The organism is Pseudoalteromonas sp. C2R02 (assembly GCF_018860845.1).
Taxonomy (GTDB): domain Bacteria; phylum Pseudomonadota; class Gammaproteobacteria; order Enterobacterales; family Alteromonadaceae; genus Pseudoalteromonas.
The window spans coordinates 105,017-127,747 of record NZ_JAHKQC010000040.1 but is presented as its reverse complement, the minus strand read 5'-3'; the positions used below and the strand labels follow the sequence as shown (position 1 = coordinate 127,747).

25 protein-coding genes and 1 pseudogene are annotated in these 22,731 nt (G+C 33.5%); 14 read left to right on the top strand and 12 right to left on the bottom strand.

What is annotated here, in order from left to right:
• Positions 1-14 precede the first annotated feature (14 nt).
• Positions 15-779 (bottom strand): DUF3365 domain-containing protein, encoded by a 765-nt coding sequence (locus tag KO527_RS18660; protein ID WP_216041773.1) that lies wholly within the window; start codon positions 777-779, stop codon positions 15-17.
• A 148-nt stretch (positions 780-927) separates the two neighbouring features.
• Positions 928-1,242, bottom strand: coding sequence for a hypothetical protein (locus tag KO527_RS18655; protein ID WP_216041772.1), 315 nt, complete (start codon positions 1,240-1,242; stop codon positions 928-930).
• 100 nt (positions 1,243-1,342) lie between these two features.
• Between KO527_RS18655 and KO527_RS18650 the strand changes: the two genes are divergently transcribed.
• Together KO527_RS18650 and KO527_RS18645 are read left to right on the top strand one after the other, a co-directional pair.
• Positions 1,343-2,218 (top strand): LysR substrate-binding domain-containing protein, encoded by an 876-nt coding sequence (locus KO527_RS18650; protein ID WP_216041771.1) that lies wholly within the window; start codon positions 1,343-1,345, stop codon positions 2,216-2,218.
• 204 nt (positions 2,219-2,422) lie between these two features.
• Complete coding sequence (locus KO527_RS18645; RefSeq protein WP_216041770.1) at positions 2,423-3,034, top strand: fumarylacetoacetate hydrolase family protein; 612 nt, start codon at positions 2,423-2,425, stop codon at positions 3,032-3,034.
• Positions 3,035-3,282: 248 nt separating this feature from the next.
• On the opposite strand, the gene KO527_RS18640 is transcribed toward KO527_RS18645, so the two are convergent.
• Positions 3,283-4,296 (bottom strand): adenosine deaminase, encoded by a 1,014-nt coding sequence (locus tag KO527_RS18640; RefSeq protein ID WP_216041769.1) that lies wholly within the window; start codon positions 4,294-4,296, stop codon positions 3,283-3,285.
• 74 nt (positions 4,297-4,370) lie between these two features.
• A complete protein-coding gene (locus KO527_RS18635; protein ID WP_216041768.1) occupies positions 4,371-5,297 on the bottom strand; it encodes a LysR family transcriptional regulator in 927 nt (308 codons plus the stop codon).
• Between the two features lie 109 nt (positions 5,298-5,406).
• On the opposite strand from KO527_RS18635, the gene KO527_RS18630 reads away from it, so the two are divergent.
• From KO527_RS18630 to KO527_RS18620, 3 genes are all read left to right on the top strand, one after another.
• A complete protein-coding gene (locus tag KO527_RS18630; RefSeq protein WP_354668638.1) occupies positions 5,407-6,879 on the top strand; it encodes an NAD-dependent succinate-semialdehyde dehydrogenase in 1,473 nt (490 codons plus the stop codon).
• Between the two features lie 52 nt (positions 6,880-6,931).
• Complete coding sequence (gene gabT, locus KO527_RS18625) at positions 6,932-8,215, top strand: 4-aminobutyrate--2-oxoglutarate transaminase (RefSeq protein ID WP_216041767.1); 1,284 nt, start codon at positions 6,932-6,934, stop codon at positions 8,213-8,215.
• A gap of 263 nt (positions 8,216-8,478) precedes the next feature.
• Positions 8,479-8,763 (top strand): hypothetical protein, encoded by a 285-nt coding sequence (locus KO527_RS18620; RefSeq protein WP_216041766.1) that lies wholly within the window; start codon positions 8,479-8,481, stop codon positions 8,761-8,763.
• 192 nt (positions 8,764-8,955) lie between these two features.
• Here KO527_RS18620 and KO527_RS18615 read toward each other — a convergent pair whose 3' ends face one another.
• Both KO527_RS18615 and KO527_RS18610 read right to left on the bottom strand, forming a co-directional pair.
• Positions 8,956-9,237 (bottom strand): peptidylprolyl isomerase, encoded by a 282-nt coding sequence (locus tag KO527_RS18615; protein WP_216041765.1) that lies wholly within the window; start codon positions 9,235-9,237, stop codon positions 8,956-8,958.
• Between the two features lie 79 nt (positions 9,238-9,316).
• Entirely contained in the window at positions 9,317-10,285 is a 969-nt protein-coding gene (locus tag KO527_RS18610; RefSeq protein ID WP_216041764.1) for a sensor domain-containing diguanylate cyclase, read from the bottom strand.
• Between the two features lie 230 nt (positions 10,286-10,515).
• Here KO527_RS18610 and KO527_RS18605 point away from each other — a divergent pair, with 230 nt between their 5' ends.
• Entirely contained in the window at positions 10,516-11,334 is an 819-nt protein-coding gene (locus KO527_RS18605) for a hypothetical protein (RefSeq protein WP_216041763.1), read from the top strand.
• Positions 11,335-11,412: 78 nt separating this feature from the next.
• Here the strand turns inward: KO527_RS18605 and KO527_RS18600 are convergent, their stop codons facing one another.
• The 4 genes from KO527_RS18600 to KO527_RS18585 all read right to left on the bottom strand — a co-directional run bounded on the left by KO527_RS18600 (position 11,413) and on the right by KO527_RS18585 (position 14,741).
• Positions 11,413-11,817: a biopolymer transporter ExbD gene (locus tag KO527_RS18600; protein ID WP_216041762.1), complete on the bottom strand. Its 405-nt coding sequence runs from the start codon at positions 11,815-11,817 to the stop codon at positions 11,413-11,415.
• Positions 11,818-11,965: 148 nt separating this feature from the next.
• On the bottom strand, positions 11,966-13,270 hold the full coding sequence (brnQ, locus tag KO527_RS18595; RefSeq protein WP_216041761.1) for a branched-chain amino acid transport system II carrier protein: 1,305 nt from the start codon (positions 13,268-13,270) through the stop codon (positions 11,966-11,968).
• Between the two features lie 329 nt (positions 13,271-13,599).
• Positions 13,600-13,962 (bottom strand): nuclear transport factor 2 family protein, encoded by a 363-nt coding sequence (locus KO527_RS18590; protein WP_216041760.1) that lies wholly within the window; start codon positions 13,960-13,962, stop codon positions 13,600-13,602.
• A 59-nt stretch (positions 13,963-14,021) separates the two neighbouring features.
• Positions 14,022-14,741, bottom strand: a complete 720-nt coding sequence (locus KO527_RS18585; protein WP_216041759.1) for an SDR family NAD(P)-dependent oxidoreductase — start codon at positions 14,739-14,741, stop codon at positions 14,022-14,024.
• 275 nt (positions 14,742-15,016) lie between these two features.
• Between KO527_RS18585 and KO527_RS18580 the strand changes: the two genes are divergently transcribed.
• From KO527_RS18580 to KO527_RS18565, 4 genes are all read left to right on the top strand, one after another.
• Positions 15,017-15,403 carry a hypothetical protein gene (locus KO527_RS18580; RefSeq protein WP_216041758.1) on the top strand — a complete coding sequence of 129 codons (387 nt, stop codon included), beginning with the start codon at positions 15,017-15,019 and terminating at the stop codon, positions 15,401-15,403.
• A 124-nt stretch (positions 15,404-15,527) separates the two neighbouring features.
• Entirely contained in the window at positions 15,528-16,499 is a 972-nt protein-coding gene (locus KO527_RS18575; protein ID WP_216041757.1) for a hypothetical protein, read from the top strand.
• Between the two features lie 545 nt (positions 16,500-17,044).
• Positions 17,045-17,530, top strand: a complete 486-nt coding sequence (locus tag KO527_RS18570) for a hypothetical protein (protein ID WP_216041756.1) — start codon at positions 17,045-17,047, stop codon at positions 17,528-17,530.
• A 3-nt stretch (positions 17,531-17,533) separates the two neighbouring features.
• Complete coding sequence (locus KO527_RS18565) at positions 17,534-18,463, top strand: hypothetical protein (RefSeq protein WP_216041755.1); 930 nt, start codon at positions 17,534-17,536, stop codon at positions 18,461-18,463.
• Between the two features lie 169 nt (positions 18,464-18,632).
• Here the strand turns inward: KO527_RS18565 and KO527_RS18560 are convergent.
• Positions 18,633-18,830, bottom strand: a pseudogene (locus tag KO527_RS18560) (tyrosine-type recombinase/integrase); the annotation flags it as partial.
• 99 nt (positions 18,831-18,929) lie between these two features.
• On the opposite strand from KO527_RS18560, the gene KO527_RS18555 reads away from it, so the two are divergent.
• The 4 genes from KO527_RS18555 to KO527_RS26325 all read left to right on the top strand — a co-directional run bounded on the left by KO527_RS18555 (position 18,930) and on the right by KO527_RS26325 (position 21,810).
• On the top strand, positions 18,930-19,925 hold the full coding sequence (locus KO527_RS18555) for a transposase (protein WP_216041754.1): 996 nt from the start codon (positions 18,930-18,932) through the stop codon (positions 19,923-19,925).
• A 679-nt stretch (positions 19,926-20,604) separates the two neighbouring features.
• Positions 20,605-21,111, top strand: a complete 507-nt coding sequence (locus KO527_RS18550; protein ID WP_216041753.1) for a hypothetical protein — start codon at positions 20,605-20,607, stop codon at positions 21,109-21,111.
• On the top strand, positions 21,092-21,505 hold the full coding sequence (locus tag KO527_RS18545) for a hypothetical protein (protein ID WP_216041752.1): 414 nt from the start codon (positions 21,092-21,094) through the stop codon (positions 21,503-21,505). The genes KO527_RS18550 and KO527_RS18545 overlap by 20 nt, the downstream gene beginning before the upstream one ends.
• Before the next feature lie 173 nt (positions 21,506-21,678).
• Positions 21,679-21,810 carry a hypothetical protein gene (locus tag KO527_RS26325; protein WP_289847716.1) on the top strand — a complete coding sequence of 44 codons (132 nt, stop codon included), beginning with the start codon at positions 21,679-21,681 and terminating at the stop codon, positions 21,808-21,810.
• Between the two features lie 350 nt (positions 21,811-22,160).
• Here the strand turns inward: KO527_RS26325 and KO527_RS18540 are convergent, their stop codons facing one another.
• Positions 22,161-22,727 carry an outer membrane beta-barrel protein gene (locus KO527_RS18540; protein WP_216041751.1) on the bottom strand — a complete coding sequence of 189 codons (567 nt, stop codon included), beginning with the start codon at positions 22,725-22,727 and terminating at the stop codon, positions 22,161-22,163.
• Positions 22,728-22,731: the final 4 nt, after the last annotated feature.

Here is a 22,731-nt window from a genome sequence, read left to right as displayed (position 1 = left end):
AATTGCATGTTCGCTTATTTATCAAAAAAAGTAATGCTAATGCCGCCGCCAAAATCATTCAGTGACCAGTTCTCCATAGGAAAACCGGTTCTATCAATATTACTCCATTGCGCTTCCGGTTTACCTACATTGAGCGGGTTATCAGCAGGGATACCATGACAAGATAAACAAAAAGGTTGCATTTTTACGGGTAAAAAATATCTTTGAGCAGGTTTGCCTAAATAGCTTACCTGATCATCAAAATAGCTTTCTAAGTTAAGTTTTTGTACTTCATTCATCGCATTAATCTCCCAAAAATCAGGCTGATTTAATTGATTTCGAATTTGCTTTGGTTTACTCGTAAACTTAATTTTTACGCCTATATTTTTTTTTGAGAGTTTTTCTGATAATTGAAAAGCAAATATCGCAGGGATAAACCCTTTAAAAGCAATATCATCGTCATAAAGCAAAGTACGGTTACTTTCCATCACTTCAATCATGATCTGTATTAGTGATTTTATAACGGGGGAGCTCTGTTCAGGAAATTCTTGATTAAATTTAGTTTTGTAAGTGTTTTTGACGTTTAATATAAAGGCTTGGCCGAATAGTTGTGACTTATCAACTCTTTGTTGATTTATAAGAGGTTGGTTTTGAAATATAAAAGCCATTGAAGCTTGATAGGTTTTAGCAACTTGTGAAATAAGCTCTGATTTTTTACTGTCTTCATCATTATTATGCGATACAGCTAATGCATAATTTGCACTTATAAGGCTTAGAATAAAAAAACTTATCTTTAACATTCACCAGACTTACATAACAGAATCATAATTTTATCTTAGAGTATTTGAAATATTTTCACAATATTAGAGTTTGATTGTAAACAATTAAGGCTTTGATAATATTTAAATTACATAAAGCCTTCAACACAATTGGTATAACTATATGATTCTAATTAAAGGTTTTAGCTAAAATTGTTTTCGCTTGCTCTCTGGGTAAGCAAGTTGCAAAAGGTTTTGCATTAAATTTAACTTTCTCAACTTTGATACTTTGTGTAGTAACTTTTTGATCTTGCCAATTTAACTCTACTCTACAATTAACTGCTTTTTTATTTTCACTATAGATAATCTTAACTTCATTAGTTCGCTTTATTAATAAATCATATGGATAACCTTGTTCAGTGAACAGCTTATTGGTGTTAGCTTCTGCAAGCGTTATAGAAAGCAATGCTATTAAGTAAATGGAAAGATAGGTTAAAAGTTTCATGACTATGCTCTGTGTTTAATTAACTTGATTATTAAATTAAACTTTGTTTTATTATTCATCAAACGATATAAATTTAATCTTAATTAAGGTTTTCTTAACTATGAAAAATTTACCCCCTTTAAAATCATTAAATGTATTTTTAAGTGCTGCAAAAAATGAAAGTTTTAAAGCTGCAGCAGAGCAATTGTATGTAACGCAAGCGGCGGTGAGTCAGCAAATTCGTTTATTAGAAGAATTTTTAGGCTGCCAGTTATTTGAACGCAATAGCAAAAAGACTAAGTTAAATGAAAAAGGCCTTTTATTAAAGCCTTATATCGAACAAGCTTTTGAGCAAATTAGTCATGGTGTAAATGCAGTTTCTTTAGAGCCCAATGCGAATGAGTTAAAAATTTCAACTCTGCATTCAGTAACTTCAGCAATACTTATTCCAAAGATTAGTGAGTTTCAAGATTTAAATCCTCATTTAAGTGTTCAGTTTTCTCCCAATAACAAATTGGATACTTTTGAAAATCAAGATGTTGATATTGCTATCAGAAGGGGTTTAGGTGACTACCCAGGGTTAGAAAGCCGGAAGTTATTAAATGATACTATTATCATGATCGCAAGCCCTTTGCTTTTCTCGAAAAAGATAAATGCAAAAGATGTTTTTAAACATCCTTTGTTAGAAGATACCAGTTCAGATATCCAAGAAGTAATAAAAGCTTGTTGTGCACAATATCATATTCATCCAAATCGGCTTAAATCAGGCCTTAAAACAACAGATGCGTTACCTATTATTCAAAGTGCAATCGCAGGGCAAGGTATTGCTTTTGTGAGCAAGGTATTAGTTGATGAACATATTAAAAACGGCCATTTAATTAATCCGCTTAATTATGTATTTGATAGCCCTCGTACGCTTTATTTAGTTGCACCACCACATCATTTTAAATGGGATAAAGTAAAACGTTTTGAAGCTTGGATTAAAACAATATTGTAAGCTCGGCTTTAGCTGTGCGGAGTATTACTACAGGAGTTGATTTATCCGTAGACGGGACTTCAGTCGCGAAGGGTTAGATTTAATTAAAACCACATTAATCTGATGAATACCCATCATTTTCAATACATTAAAAAATACCCGCGTTTATTATGTAAAATGATAAGCGATTTTTTATTCCTTTCTCTTCAATAGCAGGTATTAAATTTGAAAACAGTTCAACTTGATAATAACACCATCATACCTAATAAAATTATTTGCATCGGCAGAAATTATGTTGAACACATTGCAGAGCTTGGTAATGAAGTGCCAGACGAAATGGTGATATTTTTAAAACCTAACTCTGCAATATCAGATCAGTTATCAGCTTTTCATCAAGAAGAGCTACATTACGAAGGTGAGTTGAGTTTTATTTATCAGCAAGGGCGTTTTAGTGCAGTAGGTTTTGGTTTAGATTTAACTAAACGAGGGCTACAAAGCAAACTTAAAGGCAAAGGCTTACCTTGGGAGCGTGCAAAATCGTTTAATGGTTCTGCCGTTTTTAGTGACTTTGTATCAATAGATAAAATCAGCCCTAATTTAACGTTAGCACTTAAAATTGATAATGAACTGATACAAGCTGGTGGCATTGAATTAATGATGTATAAGCCAGATGATATCTTAAAAGAAATTCAATCATTCATGGATTTACAAAATGGCGATATCGTTATGACAGGCACCCCAAAAGGGGTCGGAGTGATTAAATCAGGTGATAAGTTTGAAGCTCGTGTATTACAAGGTGAAACTGAGTTAATTAGTAAAACTTGGATTGCTGTTTAATCTAATTTAATGATTCACTTGAGCTATAAAAATATACTCAATGCAAAATTAAGAAATAACCTTACAGACGTCATCTCCGAGTTGTTTAATCGAAGATCTATTGTTTTAAACACTTTGCTAAGTATTTTAAAACCTAGAACCTAAATAAGATCCCCGATTAAAATACTACGCGAATGACGAGTGGCTACAATTGGGTTTATCCCAAATATATTGATTTAAAGCAGAGCTATTTATTATAACTGTTCATATCAATCATCAAATCTAGATACATACTCAGAAGTGATTTTATTTAATCTTAGTTTTTCTGCATCACTAATAAAGCTTGCTTCAATGGCATTGTAAGTAAACTTCGTGATTTCACTTTTGCTCATTTCATGTGCTTGCGCTAAGGCTAAAAAGTTACTATTCATATAACCACCAAAGTATGCAGGATCATCAGAATTAATTGTGACACATGCACCCATTCTTAAAAGTTGAACAATATTATGTTGTGTCATATTTTTAAATACACATAATTTCACATTAGATAATGGGCATACAGTTAAAGGTATTTGTTGTGATATTAATTGCTCAAGTAATTTTTGATCATCAATACAACGTACACCATGATCAATGCGTGATACGCTAAGTAAGTTTAAGGCATCTGAAATATAACTTGCAGGGCCTTCTTCTCCTGCATGGGCAACAGTTAAAAACCCGAGTTTAATGGCTTGTTGGAAAACACGTTCAAACTTTTCTGGCGGATTACCTAACTCTGATGAATCTAATCCAACAGCAATGATTTTATCTTTAAAGGGTTTTGCTTGCTCTAAGGTATTAAAAGCGGAATCTTCATCTAAATGGCGTAAAAAACTCATAATTAAATGGCTGCTAATATTGAGTTGTTGTTTTGCTTGTTTTAAAGCTCTATCAATGCCATTTATGACAGTCGCAAAAGCAATACCACGGTCGGTATGGGTTTGTGGATCAAAAAATATCTCTGTGTGAATTACATTATCTTGCTTACAGCGTAATAAATATTCCCATGTTAACTCAAAGAAATCTTGCTCATGAATAAGTACATTAGCGCCTTGATAATAAATATCTAAAAAAGACTGTAAGTCCTCAAACTCGTACGCTTTAGCGACTTCTTTCGGGTTCTTAAATGGAATATCAACATTGTTACGTTTGGCGAGTTTGAACATGAGTTCAGGCTCCAGAGAGCCCTCAATATGAAGGTGTAACTCAACTTTAGGTAAACCAGTTATAAAGGCTTTATGCATAGGCAAGTACTCAAAAGGATAAAAGCTTACCTTTAAGTATATACCTAAAATTCATTTACGAGGAAACGCTATAGTTAGTTAAGTTCAAAAACCCTGCTAAATACATCGCTCAGTAATTTGACCTTATTGATTTCTCTCGGTGACTTTTTACTCACTAAAGATAAATTAAATTGATAGGTTAATGAGCTAGGTTGGATTATTCGCATAAGTCCCATATTAAGCTCATGCTGAATATAACTTTGAGGCATATACCCAATATAACGGCCCGATAAAATCATAGATTTACGAGTATCAAACTGATAAGCCTTAGCTGCTAAATTTAATTTAGTGAGCTGATTTTTACCTGACAAATCAATATCAATACCAGGGTGAATCGCTAAAGCAGAAGCTAAGTCTTCATCTGTGATTAGGGTATCAACTTTATTAAAAAATGGATGAGAATGTGCACAACATAAATAAATAGGCTCATTACATAAAGGCGTATAACTTAAGCCTTCAATTTGTTGATAATCAGGGAAAATACCAATATGTGCTTTATCTTTTAATAATGATTTTTCAATATTAGAAATTGAATCACCATCTAATACTAAATGTAAATTGGGCGAACTGTCGTGAATTTCTTGAATTACTTGCGCCATTTTTTGTTGTTTTGCATGATCTAATTGGTCGGCACATAAAATAACCAGTTCACCACTTAATTCTTTGCCTAAAGTGCCTACAAGTAATGAAAAGTCATTTAAAGAATCAAATAAGCTAATTACCGCGCGATATACGGCTTGTCCATCTTCAGTAAGTGAAAAACCACCTCTACCTCTTAAACAAAGTTTGAGTTTCATTCTAGACTCAAGATTAGACATATGAACACTTATGGTAGAGCGAGTAACGCCTAGTGCAGTTTCGGCAGCAGCAAAACCGCCATGCTCTACAACACATACAAAAATACGTAATAAACGTAAATCATACTCAGTGATCGGTTTGGGAATGATAGATGATTTATTCAAAATTCGGCTCTATGTTTTATCAGGGTAAAACTTAAGGTTTAATGTTTTGTATTTAACCTGAGTTGAATTTGTTATTCAATAGATAAAACATTTTGCATTGGAGACTAATGTGCGCATTTTACAAGATCATGGCTTACAAGATGAAAAACTATTAAAAACGTTTTCTTATATCAATGGTAGTTGGCATAGCAGTGAGAGTGAGTTTGATGTAACTAACCCTGCAAATGGTGAATTAGTAGCAAGCGTAAATAATGCTGGCATTGTTGAAACTGAGCTTGCTGTTAAAGCGGCAAAAGATGCATTAAAAGCGTGGTCTGCTAAATCGGCAAACGAGCGTGCTGGTTTATTAAGAAACTGGTTTAACTTGATGATGCAACATCAAGATGATCTTGGTCGCATATTAACACTAGAGCAAGGTAAACCATTAGCAGAAGCAAAAGGCGAAATTGCCTACGGTGCTGCATTTATTGAATGGTTTGCTGAAGAAGGTAAACGTGTTTATGGCGATGTGATCCCTGGTCCTTCAGGCGATAAACGCATTATTGTTTTAAAACAGCCTGTAGGTGTTGTGGCTTCAATTACACCTTGGAATTTTCCTAATGCAATGATTGCACGTAAGGCTGCTGCTGCTTTAGCCGCTGGCTGTACATTTGTAGTACGCCCAGCAACATTAACACCTTTATCGGCACTTGCTATGGCTGAATTGGCAGAGCGTGCAGGCATACCCGCAGGCGTATTTAATGTTGTAGTCGGAGAAGACTCTCGTGGCATGGGTAAAGTATTAACCCAGCATCCTGATATCGCTAAATTTACTTTTACTGGTTCTACAGGAGTAGGTAAAACGCTTATTGGTCAATGTGCAAGCACTGTTAAAAAAGTATCTATGGAATTAGGTGGCAATGCACCCTTTATTGTATTTAACGACACAGATATAGATGCAGCAGTACAAGGCGCTTTAGTTTCTAAATACAGAAACGCAGGTCAAACCTGTGTTTGTACTAATCGTATTTTAGTGCAAAAAGAAGTATTAGCAGAATTTACTGAAAAGTTTGCGACAGAAGTAGAAAAACTATCATTAGGTAATGGCTTAAACGAGGGTATTAATATTGGCCCTATGATCTCTAAAAATGCCGTGAGTGATGTTGAAAAACTGGTAAATGATTCTATTGCAGTAGGCGCACAATTAAAAATTGGCGGCAAAGCAACTGAGGCAGGCGAAAACTTTTATAAACCTACCATATTAACTAACGTGACAAATGATATGCCAATTGCTAATAACGAAATATTTGGCCCTGTATCTCCTATCATTGCATTTGATAGCGAAGAGCAAGCAATACAATTGGCAAATGATACCCAATATGGTTTAGCTGCTTATTTTTACTCGCGTGATATTGGCCGTATTTGGCGTGTCGCTGAAGGTTTAGAGTACGGCATGGTAGGCATTAACGAAGGCATTATTTCAAATGCAGCTGCGCCATTTGGTGGTGTTAAACAGTCTGGTAATGGCAGGGAAGGCTCTAAATATGGTTTAGATGATTATTTAGAAATCAAATATCTATGCATGGGCGGCCTTAATAAGTAATAAAGCTTTTTATCACTTATTAATTATACGAATAGAATTTAGGTAAATAAAAATGACAAACGCAAATTTACAAGCAAGAAAAACCAAAGTGATCGCCCGTGGCCAAGGCAATGTATATCCAGTATATGTAGAGCGCGCTGAAAACTCAGAGCTTTGGGATGTTGAAGGTAAACGTTACATAGACTTTGGCACTGGTATTGCCGTATGTAATACAGGTCATAGTCATCCAAAAGTTGTGAATGCCGTAAAAGAACAGCTAGATAAATTTAGTCATACTTGTGTGATGGTAAATCCATACGAAGTAGCGGTTGAGCTTGCTGAAAAATTAGTTGAAGCAGCCCCTGGCGAATCAGATAAAAAAGCGATTTTTGTATCAACAGGTGCAGAAGCCGTTGAAAATTGTGTAAAAATAGCACGCGCATATACAGGTCGTCGTGGTGTCATTGCCTTTAACGGTGGTTTTCATGGTCGCACAAATTTAACCATGGCACTCACAGGTAAAATAACACCTTATAAAAACTTATTTGGTCCTTTCCCTGGTGATATCTTTCATGCACCTTTTCCTGTTGCATGCCACGATATTACTGTTAAGGAATCTTTAAAAGCGATAGAGAACTTATTTAAAGTAGATATTGCACCAACTGATGTCGCAGCCATTATTGTAGAGCCAGTACAAGGTGAAGGCGGTTTTTATGCCGCACCAGCTGAATTCTTACAAGCTTTACGTCAAATATGTGATGAACATGGCATCGTATTAATAGCTGATGAAATTCAAACAGGCTTTGGCCGTACTGGTAAAATGTTTAGCTTTGAACATAGCGGTGTTGAAGCTGATTTGATGACAATGGCAAAAGGTATTGCTGGTGGTTTCCCGATTGCTGCGGTTGTTGGCAAAAGTGACATTATGGATGCGCCATTACCTGGCGGGTTAGGCGGTACTTATGGTGGTTCGCCAGTTGCCTGTGCTGCAGCACTTGCAGTATTAGATGTGATTAAAGAAGAAAATTTAATTGAGCGTTCTAAACAAATAGGTGCTTTATTTAATGAGCGATTATCAGCATTAAAATCACAGTACCCTGATTTAATTTTAGATGTAAGAAATCAAGGTTCTATGATTGCGATGGAGCTAATTGTTGGTGGTGATTCAGAACACGCCAATACACCATTAACGCAAGCAATCATAGGCAAAGCTGCCCAATATGGCTTGGTGCTATTAGCCTGCGGTTTTTATGGCAATGTAATTCGTTTTTTACCTGCCTTAACAATAAGCGATGAATTAGCCAACGAAGGGCTTGATACTTTTACTGATTTATTTAAAAGCTTAGTAGATGCATAAATAATTTAATGCATTAATATACTGTATAAACACCATTCAATGCGTGTTGTAGCCAATATCGGTATCGATATTGGCTTTTTTATTTATTAATTAGCGTATAATTTGATTTAGAATAAAGCATCTATTTCTATTTCAATTAATAATCTTCTGTGAAGCTTTTATTAATTATTAAGGTAAAGCTTTCTTTTAAAAGAAAATAAAGCTTTACTCTAAGTACCAAAATAGGTGTTAAGAAATTAGCATTAAATGTAAAGGTCCCATACATGCGTAATAAAATTGATTTTTTTAGGTTAGGATTATTCACATTAGTTTTTATATTAATCTATGCCTTACATCAAAGATTTGATATACCAGCATTAGTAAGCTTTTTCATGTTTGGCTCGGTAGTTCTTTTTGCATTTATGTTAGGACTTGAAAAAGATAGCCTAGAAAAAGGCGAAATGACAGTTGCAGAAATAAAACGTGAACAACGTAAAATGTTAATATTTAGAACTAGCTTAATATTAAGTATGTTAGGTTCAATTACTTTAGTAACAGTTAAAGCCTAGTTTTCTTATCACTCTCAACCAATGCTAAATAGTGCTCTTTGGTCAGAACTGGAGCTGCACTTTAGTTATTTCTTAATGTTTTATCGGAGATCTAGCTAAAATAAGATTCCCGATATAAACCACTCGGGAATGATGGGTTTTAGCATGATGTTAGAGCTATTTTAGTTTTTTAAATCACAAAAAACAAAAAAACTAAGTGCGATATAAAATCTTAATAACATGCCAGCCAAATTTAGTTTTAACTAAATGAGGCGTTAATACCTCTTTACTAAAAACAACTTTATCAAATGCAGGAACCATAGTGCCTTTTGCGAATTCACTTAAGCTACCACCTGCTTTTTTACCTGATGGACACGTTGAATGCTTTTTGGCTAACACATGAAACTTAGCGCCTTTATTCAACTGCTTGATAATGTCTTCTGCTTGTTCTTTATGCTTTACTAAAATGTGTAAAGCCGATGCTGTACGTGCCATGTTAACCTCATAAATATTTACGTTTTAAATTATATCATGAGTCATGATTAAGTCGCTAAAGGCTTTGCGGATTAGTTTGTTATTTATTCTCATTTTTATGTATATACATTTTTTTATCTGTAATATTTATCATTTCTTGAAGAGTGTATTGACTGTCGTATTCAAATACTTCGGCACCATAGCTGACACCTAAACCGGCATCTGTTGAAATTGTTTTACAAAACTGATTAAAACTCTGAACAATATCCTGACTCCATTCATCTATAAAGCTTTCACTATTGCTCAGTATCATCACAATAAACTCATCACCGCCAAGCCTTGCTTTGATATCTGAATCTCTAGTATGCGTTTGTATCGTATTGGCGAACTCTTTAATTAATAAATCGCCTATGTCATGACCTAAATTATCATTGGCAAACTTTAAGTTATTAATATCGAAATATATAAAAGCGAGTTTTTTTTCAAACCTTATCGCATCTTTTATTCTTTGATTGGCGAGAGTTTCAAATCCTCTACGGTTGTATAGTTGTGTTAACTCATCGGTTAAAGCTAGGGCACTTATTTTTTCATAATTAATCAGATGCTTTAGATCACTTTCTATTATTTCTTTAAATTGTGACAGTAGATGAACCAATATTTTAGGATACTCAGTTGCTTTAGTGTCGATCACACAAATAGAACCAAATAAACTTTGATCGGGCCAAAAAATAGGAAACCCTAAATAAGAACGTACAGCGCCTTCTACAACTGGTGGAGAGTCTCGCCATTTTTCAGAACCAAGTGCATCATTTATATATAAAGAATTTCGAGTCTCCATCATTTCACGGCAAAAACTTTGAATGTCGTAGGGCCAGCATGAGTTTATTTCTAAAAAATTATTTGGATTTTTACTGGTTGAAATAACATTAAATTCATTTTGCCTAAATTGAATGATAGTGCCACTTGCAGCATTATAAAGCTCAGCAATAATATTCACGACATTTTGCCATTGTTCATAATCAACTTCAGGATGTGGGTACTGAATTAAACAAGCTTGAGTATCAATCATAATTAAACTTTTACAGCTATTTGATATTAAATATAGGCCAGTTTGTTTGTTTTATAAACACGATTTGTGAATTCAAAAATTATTAATGATCGTTATGTACTTCAAAAAATATAGAGTTGAGCTTTGTTCCTAAAAATGCTCAACTATCATCATTATTAATTTAACAATAACAATAAGATATGCTTTTAGATATTTTAGGGATTTTAATCGCCTTTTGCTCAGTCATGCTAATGTTTAGTTTAGTAGTCACTGCTTTTATTCAGTTTTTACAAAATAACTTAAAATGGCGAACAGCACATTTAAAGTTAGGATTAACAGCATTAGCGACTCATATATTCAAAATTAACAATAGTTGGGTGTCGCAGAGCTCTTTAAATGATTCGCTACTCGATTTAATGAGGCCAACTATTAAAGCTAATCGAGGCGGCTTGTTTTATCAGCTATTTAGAAACTATGAACGTGGGCATATAAATGATGAAGAAATAAAAGCGGTACTCACAAACTTACATCAACAAAGTGACTGTAATACTAAACCTGATTTAGATGCATTATTAAATGAAGCCGATAGATTTTTTGCGCGAATAGAAACCGAAATGAGTAGTCATTTTACGCGAAAAACCCACTTTTGGTCATTTATAGTTGCAGGTGTATTTGTGCTTTTGTTTCAATTAGATACATTCTCAGTACTGAATAAGGTATCTCAAGATAAGGCTTATAGAGACAGTTTAGTTAATCAAGCGCAACAACAAATTAATAAACCTTATGAAGATTGTCGTGTTTTGACTCAGTTTGAAAATATTCAATCTTGTTTAATATCACAGCAAAAAAATGCGGCTTTATATGGATTTACCTTATTACCAAAAGGCGAGTCTCATTTTTATAAGGCGGGTGAGCAGCAAAGCCACAAAACCATATGGCAATTACTATCTTTTTGGATTGGCATGATGATTTCAACCATATTCATCTCACTAGGTGCACCATTTTGGTTTAATCGAATCAAAACTTTAATTCAGCTAAAAGATAAATTGAGTAAAGTCTCAGTTAAGTAGTTAATACTGAATTAGTATCTAATATAATCATCATTGATGGCTTATATTCGATACTATAAAGTGAGTATTTATAAATAATTAAATGGCGTGTGAAGTGAGCGCTATAGGGTAGTCACCCATGAGTTTTACCTGATCCATAACTGTTACTAATGTTTGATGAGTGCTATCAAGGTCCGCATTTATTTGTATTGTTTGAATTGAAAAATTAGCGCCTATTCTAGCAATGTTTGCTGCAATACGCTCAGAGTCTACTTGTCGGTTATCCATCCAAATAATATTGTCTTTATCAATTGCAATTTGTACGCTTTTTGAAGTTTGATTATTCTGTGAATTACTTTGAGGTCGGCTAAGTTCTATGCCTTTGGCCTTTACAAATGTGGTAGTGACAATAAAGAAAATTAAAAGAATAAACACAACATCGAGCATTGGGTTCATATCTACTTCTGCATCAATTTCTGGTTCATGAGATTTATTTTTCATCATACTGGTTTCCTTGTGTTTTAGAGATTGCTGCTTTGAAAAATAAATCAAAGCAGCGCTTAAAAACTGAGTACCTAATTTAAAACTATCAGAACTCTCAAGGGGTTATCGTTAAATCATTGTTAATATAATGATTTGTAACACTTTAATATTATGTAGAGGTGTTATTTACCCTGTTAATGTTTGATTTCTTATTTAAACCACATATATTTGAAAATAATAAAAAACTAACCATGGTAGGCACTAGCCAACCCGCGTTATATTGATATAAAGGTAAATACTGAATAAATGTAGCATGAATATCAGATGGCATTTTTTCTAATATTTTAAGTGCATCTACAATACCGCCAGCAATTGCTGTTATAAGTGTTAAGCTATAAGTCAGACCACTAACAGGGCGTTTCACATTTAATAATGCTAAACAAATTACAGTGATTGCCACAGGGTGCAATACAACAACTAAAGGCAATGTAATGGCTATCAGCATATCTAAGCCTAAATTTGCCACTAAGGTAGTCACTGCTACAATCACTATGGCACTCACCTTATAATTACAGCTACTAAAGTTTTTACTAACAAATTCAGCGCTGGCACAAGTTAAGCCAATCGCTGTCGTTAAACAGGCCATGAAAATCACAAAACCTAATAATATAACGCCAGGTACACCATAAATCCAATTCATATAATTAGATAATATCGCGCCACCGTTGGTTTCAGCTTGGCCATAGTTAGCGCCGACATATGCGATAGCAATATAAACTAAACTCATAGCAACACTGTAAATTAAAACAACACGGGTCATGCTTGGCAATATGGCACTTTTAGGCGAAGCCTCTTTTATGGCATTCATTACCAACCAACCAAAACCCACAGCACCTAATACATCCATCGTCATATAGCCTTCAGATAAACCCGAAGCAAAAGCAAATTCTTGATATTGTTTAGCGATGCTTAACGTTTCGCCATGAGGAAATAAATAGGCACTTACGGCTATCGCGACCAGCATAACAAGTAAAATTGGTGTCAGTATTTTACCAATACGGTCCATTAATTTACCTGGGTTTAATGCAAAAAATAATGTGACGGCTGCCATTGCTAAGGTACACATTAATAAACCAGTATCACCAATAAAAGGCTTAGCCGTAAACTCGTAAGCAACCGTAAAAGTACGCGGCATAGAAAAAAGCGGACCAATCGATAAAAACAATACACTCCAAAAAAGTAAATGTCCCCATCTAGGTAATCTGCTTGTAAGTGCATCACTGCCGCCCATATAAGCAATTGCAATAAGTGTGAGCGCAGGCAAACCAACCGCAGTGATTAAAAAACCAGACATCGCTAATAAGAAATGTTCACCCGAACCTTGACCTAATTGTGGCGGAAAAATGACATTTCCCGCCCCTAAAAAAAGTGCAAAGGTCATAAAACCCAAAGAAAGAAGTGTAGACTTAGACATGTAAACCTTAAAATAACAACGCAGATGCTAAAAAGGGCGCATTGTAAGGGCTTGCAGCGAGTTTGCAACCTAAAAATTGTAGTGTTAAAAGTATTGAAATCACGTGTTACGAGTAAATACCAGGGAGTTTTATCTTGATTTTTAAAAGTTAAAGTAGGGCTATTGCAGTAATGTTGCGTTTTTTGCAATATGTATTCGTTTTAAAATAATAAATAAAGTACTTAAAACTAGGGGATATAGGTCGTGCTCACATTTTTTATTATTTTTACTGTCGATGTGATTATTATTAATACATGTACAGTTTATAAAGTGACAATTTACTTTATTGTTTATTCAGCACTAAAAAACCACACTTTAGCAATTTTATTACCTTTTATTTCGTAAACAACTGCGACTTCTCGGGTAACACCTTTCTCACTTGAAACTCGCTCATGATCTATCACCTTGTTACCCATCACTGTGCGCTGTAAAACTTCGACGTGTAGATAATCTAAATTAAATCTTTGTGTTTTATAAAAATCGGTAAAATCTTTTATCCCTTTAATGGCAGGCTCTGGGTTTGGCGGTCTAAAAACTTCTATATCGTCACTAAACTGTGCAGTAAAAGGAATAATTTTCTTTGCATTATAAGCCTCAAGTTGGCGTTCAACAGGCGTTAAAATATCAGGTTTATTATTTACTTCATTTATCATTTTTGCCTCTGAGATATTGCATCGCATTAAATTTATTATGAATATAAAAAAGCTTAATTTTATTTTAATATGACTTCATTTAAGTCATATACTTGTCCAGATAAAGGTGACTGACTAAATAGTTTTATTATTTTTTTAGCCGCTATGGTGGGTGTTTGTAATTTGTTATCTGTTTTTAGCGCATTAAAGTGCGCGACATCGGTAAAGTTAGCTTCATCTTGATCGCGAATTGTTTGTTGCATTTGCGTATCAATCACACCTGGTCGAATAGTCATAATGCTTAAGTTTTTATTATTTTGTGTTTCAAGTGCTATGCAGGACGTAAAAGTTTCGATTGCAGATTTGGTAGCACAATACAGCGACCAACCATAAAACGGCTTAACTGCAGCGCCAGATGATATATTGGCGATTTTTATATTGGCGTCTTGCTTACTAAAATATTTTAAAAATAAACCTGTTGTTGTCACACAAGCATTAAGGTTTATTTGAATGTTTTGTTGCCAATCTTGTGGCTGAGTTGATTCTAGTGGGCCGACAGGGGCTAATGTTCCCACATTATTAATTAAAACAATTTCACTATAGCAATTATTGCTTAGCTGTTTAAATGTTTTGTTGAGGGTATCAGTGCATGAATCTGGTTCAGAAAAATCGCATGTTTGATGGTTTTGACTATTACCACTTCTTGAAAATTCTACGACTTGCCAATGTGCATTTGCGTATATATCTACTAGTGCTTTACCAAGTCCTTTTGAACCGCCTGTTATAATTGCAAGCTTCATTGTGTGTTACCTTATTAAATTAAACTGTCTACAACATGTGACTTTTAGACCTTAAATATATCGGCTTTTGCATTCAATTAAATTGAGATAGGGTGAGGTATTATTCAGTTAAAAAGAATAAGTTGAGACAGTCAAACCTATCTTATTGATACAGTTTATCTTTCTCTTTTTATGACTTTTAAAGCAGCTAAACAACACAATAAAAGCCAAGCTTATTTTTGTAAATCATGGCAGTATTATCGTTAATAATAATTTAAACGGTAATACTGTAGAGCATGAATAAACCGCCATTATTTGAGTTAATCTCAGCCCATATTATAAAAAGCCTTTATATAGGCTTTCCTATCACTGAAACATTTTCGAGTATTAATATCGCACGCGTATTTAAGAGTGAATCAACAGATGAAATTCAGCTTATTAATACGGTTAGTGCCACTTTTAACTGGCTAAATGAAAACAGTTATATTGCGATTGGCTCACAAGATTTAAATGATTATTACGATGTGAGTTTAAGTGAAAAATGTTTAGCTGCATTTATTACAAACAAACGTAGTGATGAACTGAGTATTACAGATGGCCTTTTAGGTGATGATACTCAACAAGTCGATGCAATTGAAAGGTTAATACTGATTAAATCAAATTTGGAGATTACATCGAGTTAAACTTTATAAATAATATATTATTGTATTGATTATAAAAACTGGATTTTCATATTCTTTTAAATATCACTGAACTATTTTACTTTGTTTTTCGTATTACTTTTAGACACAAAATAAGGATACGACAATGCAAAAAGAAGTACAGTTACGTTTAGGTGAGAAAGTAATGCCAAAAGCACCTATGGTTAAATTAAGTAATGGTGAGTTTTGTATACCTCAGCATTATTTAACTTATCATCACACATTACAAAGTGTTGAAGCGCTAATTTGTGCAATTGAATATGATCCCCGTTATGTTGTATTTGCAGCACAAGAGGGTGAGTGTATTTATATACAAGTAGGGGTTGTTGGCCACGATAATTACAAAAAGCATTCAAGCGAAAATGATTTAAAGCTACTATTTGGCCGTAAATGGCGCGTAGAGCCTGAATTACCCACATCTGAAATTATACAAAGCGTTTTTTTAGCGATTAAAAAATCGCGAGAACACGAAGTAAGGGAGCTGTTTAAACTTAAAGTTAATAACAGTGTTACTACACCATTTAATACACATATAGATTTACCGTTAATGGCACAGTTTTACGACAATAAACAATTTAAACAAACACAAAACAAAGTAAGCCCCGAGCAGCAGATTAATCATGTATTAAGTTGCATCAATTACGATAACTGTCACTTAACCTTGAAAGATGTTGAGCAACGAAAAAACGGGTTATGGTTAATAGATATCGGTATTGAAAGTCATGATTTAAGCACCTTACCTGAAATAAAAAATAAAACGCTATTTTTACAAACCGAAGATTTGACTTTAAATACATTAAGCCGTGCTTTAATGAATGAACTTGTGTTTTTAAGTGATTTACATGTAGACCAAAACTTTAGTTATCAGGGATTTCATCGTTTTGATCCTGCAATAGATATTGCTGAGATTGCCGATTTATCTCAACAAACAAGAAAGCATGAGTTAGCGGCACAATTTGCCAGCGAATTTAGCAAAAGTAATTATGAGACTGACCAAATGCGAATTCCCCCAGTTAAGCCAGGTCCGTTGGCGAAAAAACACCAAAAAGTAATAGAGAAATTTCAGTTGTTATCTTAATTAAATATCTTAATGAAATATCTTAATTAAATATCTTAATGATATTAACTTAATGCGATATTAATTATTATTGGGTTTAATTTATAGAAATAAAAAAGGCAGTTAAGATAAAATCCTAACTGCCTTTCTTTTTGGCTGTCGCCAATTTGTCATCTTTTGTAATTCGCTAGGTTTATAACCTTTTGTATTACAACGATATTATGTGGTTGAGCTGGGGGTGAACCCCCGTCCGGAAAGCGTCGATTGTATCTTTGTACTTTATAAAACAGCAACTTATATATTAATCAATAAGTTACTGTATGAGCAAACATGGTAAAACCTGCCTGTATTTATTCATTGTGGATGCTTTGTGGATGTTTCTTTGGGATTTAATTAATTACTATAAATGATTTGAATAGAAGTACTCGAATTTATTGTGTTATAGCTTTAATCAACTTAGCCCAAAAATTATAGTACATTGTTAACATAAGGGTCTAGTGTGTTGTATATTCTATGATAGAATGCTGCCTATTAATTATTACCTATTGAATTTTAAAGATAAAAAAATGTATCGTTTTATTAATTGGCTTACTACTAGCTTAGCTCTTCCTTTAGTTCCAATGTTTGGAGTGTGGCTTTTAAAAGGAATAGAAAAAGGGAGCTTCTCTACTGACTCCATCAATGGTACTGATTTGTTGTTTGCATCGGCAATGATTTGTGTCATTTCATTAATTCGTCTTAAAAAGGTAGCCAATAAAGATTTGTTAGAAGGCTTAACTAACATTATCTCGTTTGGATTAGTTGTGTCTATGGTTTTATTTGCTTGGTCACTTGTTTATCTCGTTCAGGCAGACATTACACTTACAAATTACTTTTCTGTTGCATCGAAAGCTATAACAGATGGTACAGATGTTAAAAAGGCTTTAGGAGCTATAGACCCTCTATCCTATAATAATAAAATAGAAACATTTAGAGTTATTGGTTTCATCGTGATGGCAGTGGTTGTTCCTACATCAATATTATTTAACTATAAATATGACTTGGATAAATAAATTATGAATCGAAGAATTTTAGAGTTGGCCTTTGTGTTAGGTACTGTAATTATATTTATCGTGACTGTGTTATTTACAGTGGATTATGATATTTTCAAATCTACTTTCAGTTCTATTCTTGTAGTACTAGTATCTGGACTAATGGGAATATATGTATCATTTATTTATAGCTTTTTGAAAAAGAATCCTACACCATTTAGAGCTTTTATCATCGGTCAGCCGAGAGCAGGAAAAACAGTTTACCTATCAGTTCTATTTGATGAACTCCAAAGTCATTTAGTAAAAAAGTTCGATTTTCAACCTTCAGGTAGTGAAACTATTGAGAAAGTTAATAATAATTTAACTAGTTTAAGGAAAGGAAAGTGGCTTCCGAGTACGGAAGTGAATACTGCATTTTATTTTCGAGCAAGAGCCTCTATTGGAAGCGGTTTTTTAAAGCAGCAATATACTTTAGAAGTTGGTGATTATGCTGGTGAACATATTGATGAGTTCGACTCTTCATCAGATATGTGGTTACACAAAAGCGATTATTTTAAATATGCATTATCTAGCGATGCATTGATGTTTTGTGTTGATGGTGACATATTATTTTCTAATGATATTGAAAAGATTGAAGACTCTCAATCAATGTTAATCGGTGCTTATCAAATGTTATTAACAGAATCACAAGGTAAGGCAGGTGAGAAATTTAAAACTCCAATAGCTTTATTATTGCTAAAAAGTGATTTGTTCTCTTCTGACGAAGAAGCATTTGAACAATTGAAAAATAAATATAGTCGTTTACTTTCATTATTGACGCAAAAATCAAAACACTTTAATTTTTTCCCTGTTTCTTCCGTCGGTATTACACAAGATGGGATGCCGCCTAAAGAAATAAAACCTAAAAATGTATGTGATCCAATGTTTTGGCTTTTAACTAAAAGTAATTATTAATAAACTAAAATAATATAAATTTATTAGAGGTGGAGCTTTAAGACTATTGACATCCATAGGTGATAAGGTTCTATTATCCATTATTTTCCGACGGACTACTGACTTGAATATATATATTACAATCAAGTCAGTACAAGGTTTTATGACTTTAAATTTATCATCCAAATAGTTATGAAAGAGGGTTGAATTTGATGGCATCTTCTAAATGGCTAGGAGCAAAGTGAGCATAACGCATTGTTTCTTCTATTTTAGCATGGCCTAAAATACGCTGTAATACAATAATATTGCCACCATTCATCATAAAGTGACTTGCAAAGGTATGTCTTAAAACATGGCTACATTGCCCCTCTGGTAAAGCAATATTCGTTTGTTTTATAGAAAATAAAAATAGACACCCATAAAATTTAGCCATCTAAACGGTAATGAACTAGAGTTAAATAGAGTTCATTATCAATGGGTGGTTGTTATGGCTAGAGCACGAAAGTCCTTAATAGATTTAGATTCAACCCCTTATTATCACTGCATTAATCGTTGTATTCGTAGAAGTTACTTGTGCGGAGATGATAAATATACCGGCAATAACTTTGACCATAGACGTGCCTGGCTAATCGACAGAATTAAATTTCTTTCAACTGTTTTTTCAATTGATATTGCAGCGTATGCAATTATGTCTAATCATTATCATTTAGTGTTAAAAGTTAATCGTGATGAAGCATTAAATTTAACTAATGATGAAGTCATTGAACGTTGGTATCAGTTATATCATGGTTGTATGTTGGTTGACCGTTATAGAGCGGGTGAGGAATTAGATTCTGGTTGTTTATTTAGGGTTAATGAAATTGTAAATGATTGGCGTAATCGCTTATATGATATTAGCTGGTTTATGCGTAACCTTAATGAATTTATAGCTAGAAAAGCCAATTATGAAGATAATTGCACAGGTAGATTTTGGGAGGGTCGCTTTAAATCACAAGCTTTATTAGACGAGTCAGCGGTTATTAGTTGCATGATGTATGTCGATTTAAACCCTATTAGAGCTAAAATGGCAGACTCATTACGAGAGAGTGATTTTACATCTATTCAAGAACGTATAAATCAATATCAAGCATTTAAAAAGCACATTAAAAAACAATCAGTTAAAAAATCAGACATTACAGTGCTTCAGCAACCCAAACAGCTATTAAAATTTGGCTGTTCAGTAGATAAAAACACCATTCCATTTACACTTTTTGATTACTTAGAATTGGCTGATTTTAGCAGTCGGTTAGTTGTTCCAAATAAGCGTGGCTCAATTGAATCTACAAAACCTGTAATATTAAATGAATTGAATATAGAAATAGATACTTGGATAAACACTATTCAGCACTTTAGAAGGCAATATGCTAACTTTGCAGGCTCTAAAACGTCACTTATCAAGTGTGCGCATTCACATCACCATAATTGGTATAAGGGATGCGCTTAGCTAGTGTAAATACGTTGATGGTAAGAGTGTTTTTGATTAATAATGTCGTTAAATCGAAATAAAAATAGACACCCATAAAATTTAGCCATCTAAACGTTAGTCACGTTCAGGTTATAAGTATATTTTTGATATATAACGTTAAAGTATGGGTTGTATATGAGTCACTAATGGATTTTAATTAATTTCATCTTCCAAATGCGTTGGTGCAAAATGGCTATATTTCATAGTTAGGTAATGCTTGAATGACCTAGTATTTGATGAGGCGCTAGGATATAACCGTCTTTTTGCATGAAGTGACTTGCAAAAGTATGGTGTAAAACATGGCTCATTTTGGCATCTAGTCATGTTTAATTATAAGAGCAGCTCAGATCTTACCCTAGCTTTTTTAAAAGTATTTCAACAGTTTTAAAATAAACTTCTTTTTCCTTTTGGTATTTCGTCATACAGTTCTTTTGATATTGGCAGTGTATGAGCTTTATTATTTTCTATCCTTATAAATCGTAACCTGTGTGGGACAACAACTTGTTCAGCGCTTAAGCTCTCAGGCTCATCCTAACGGTAAGGTTGTTCCTTAATGGGTTCGTGATGGCCTATTAAAAATAAATAACAGTTATTTTTAATAGGTTTTATAAGTAATTAAATTTAAGTGATTGAGACTTAATCAGAAAAGGAATTCTAAATGGTTTGGACTAGTGAAAAACAAGTAAAGTACCAGCAGTTTGCTAAGCATTATATTTCGACTTACAGTACAAAGATAGACTGTGCAGATCTAGGGATAGCTGCATTAGTAGATTTTTCTAAAAAAGAAAAGTTACCTAATAGGTTTAAGTATTATTCGAGTGGCTGGAAGTGGATTAATTATTCGCCATCTAGTGATAATGCGGATGATTTCAAAGCTAATGCAATGAGAATGTTAGGCGCGTTGAATATTATTGATAATACAAAAAAAGTCCCTATAGGAGCTTCTAAAGGCGGTGATTTTATAATGTCGAGGTGGAATAATTCACTTGGTCATACTCGTGTTATTCATACTGTTACTCCTGTAAAAGATAAATACAAGGTTGTTTGGTATCAAGGTAATCTACCCGCTGTTATACCTGAAAAACGAGAAGAGTTTTTTTCTAATATCCAAGGGGTATTTGATAAGCAACCTAGGAGATGGAATTTTGAACAGTTTTCAGAATAAATCTAATGTAATAGTTATACTTTTTGCACTGTTTTCTTTTTCTTGTAAATCAAATGATTTATCCGCGGCAAGCTCTTGTGTGGAAAATGTTGCAGCCTTTGAAATAGTTAGAGTTGATGATAAAAACCATCGCTATTTTGTAATACAAGAGAGTAAACCCTCTTTGTCTGATAAAGAAGTAATCAAAAAGCTTTCAGCATGTTTTATCAAAACTGATTGGAGTAATGATTGGAGTATTAGTCTTTTTTCAGAAAAAGAATTTGCAGGTTATATAGATGAGCCAAAAATAATTCCATTACATAGCGATAACCAATGGGCTAAAGCATATTTAGCTGAATATAATGGTTCTGAAAGTAGTGTAGTTAAGTACCCTGCATTATCGAATACTCACTGATTATGAATAAGAAAGTAAATTGAGACAGTCAAACCTATCTTATCGATACAGTTTATCTTTCTCATTTTATGACTTTTAAAACAGCTAAACAACGCAATAAAAGCCACGCTTATTTTTGTAAATCACGGCAGTATTATCCTCAATAATAATTTTAATGGTAATGCTGTGGTTCAATGAATAAATCTCCATTATTTGAGTTAATATCAGCCCATATTATAAAAAGCCTTTATTCGGGCTTTCCTATCACAGAAACGTTTTCAATAATAAGAATCGCCCAAGTATTAACACCTGAATCAACAGATTAAATGCAGATTAATAATACGGCCCGTGCCACATTTAATTGGTTAAATGAAAACAGTTATATTGTGATTGGCTCACAAGATTTAAATGATTATTACGAAATGAGTTTAAGTGAAGAATGTTAAGCTGCTTTGATTACAAACAGACGTAGTGACGAACTGAGTATTACTGATAACCTTTTAGGTGATGCAAGCCAAAAAGTCGATGCTATTGAAAGGTTAATATTGATTAAAGCAACTTTGTGAGGCGTTGGGAATACCTCACAAAATAGAGGTTGTAATTAAGATAATGAATTCACTATTTTAACTTTATAAATCGATTTGCGATAGTTATTTAAGGTTACTTGGTTGGTAAATTAAAATCTATAACCGACTTCTGCTGCATAATTACTGGCTTTCATATCGCCCATAGTTAACCATTGATGTTCTACTGAAAGCTCAACTTTACACCATTGGTATTTATAACCTAAAGAAAATAACCCTCCAAAACCTGATTCGTTTAACTTAGATTTTTTTGTTTTATATTCCCAATCATATCTGGCAACACCGGCATTTGCATATAAATATGAATTTTGAGTCATTGATTTTCGTGCTTGCGCTGAGACTGCAAACGCATCGTAATCAATTGTGCCATCTAATAACCCTAATGAAAAAATTTGTTTAAAACCAAATGATGATGAGTCTATATATCTAGTATCAATCGCAAATATGTTTGTTAATTGATAACGGTAACCAAACTGGGTTGATGCGTAGTCGTCAAAGTCATATGTATGACTGTTGTTATTTTTATTCTTAGTTTTAAATTCGGCATCACCAAACCCCGCACTAAAAAATACAGAGTGGGGGTTTTGTGTTTGTACTTCTAGTCCTGCTAATGCATTGGCAGACATACCAAGCGCGATAGGTAAAATATACTTGAACATGAAT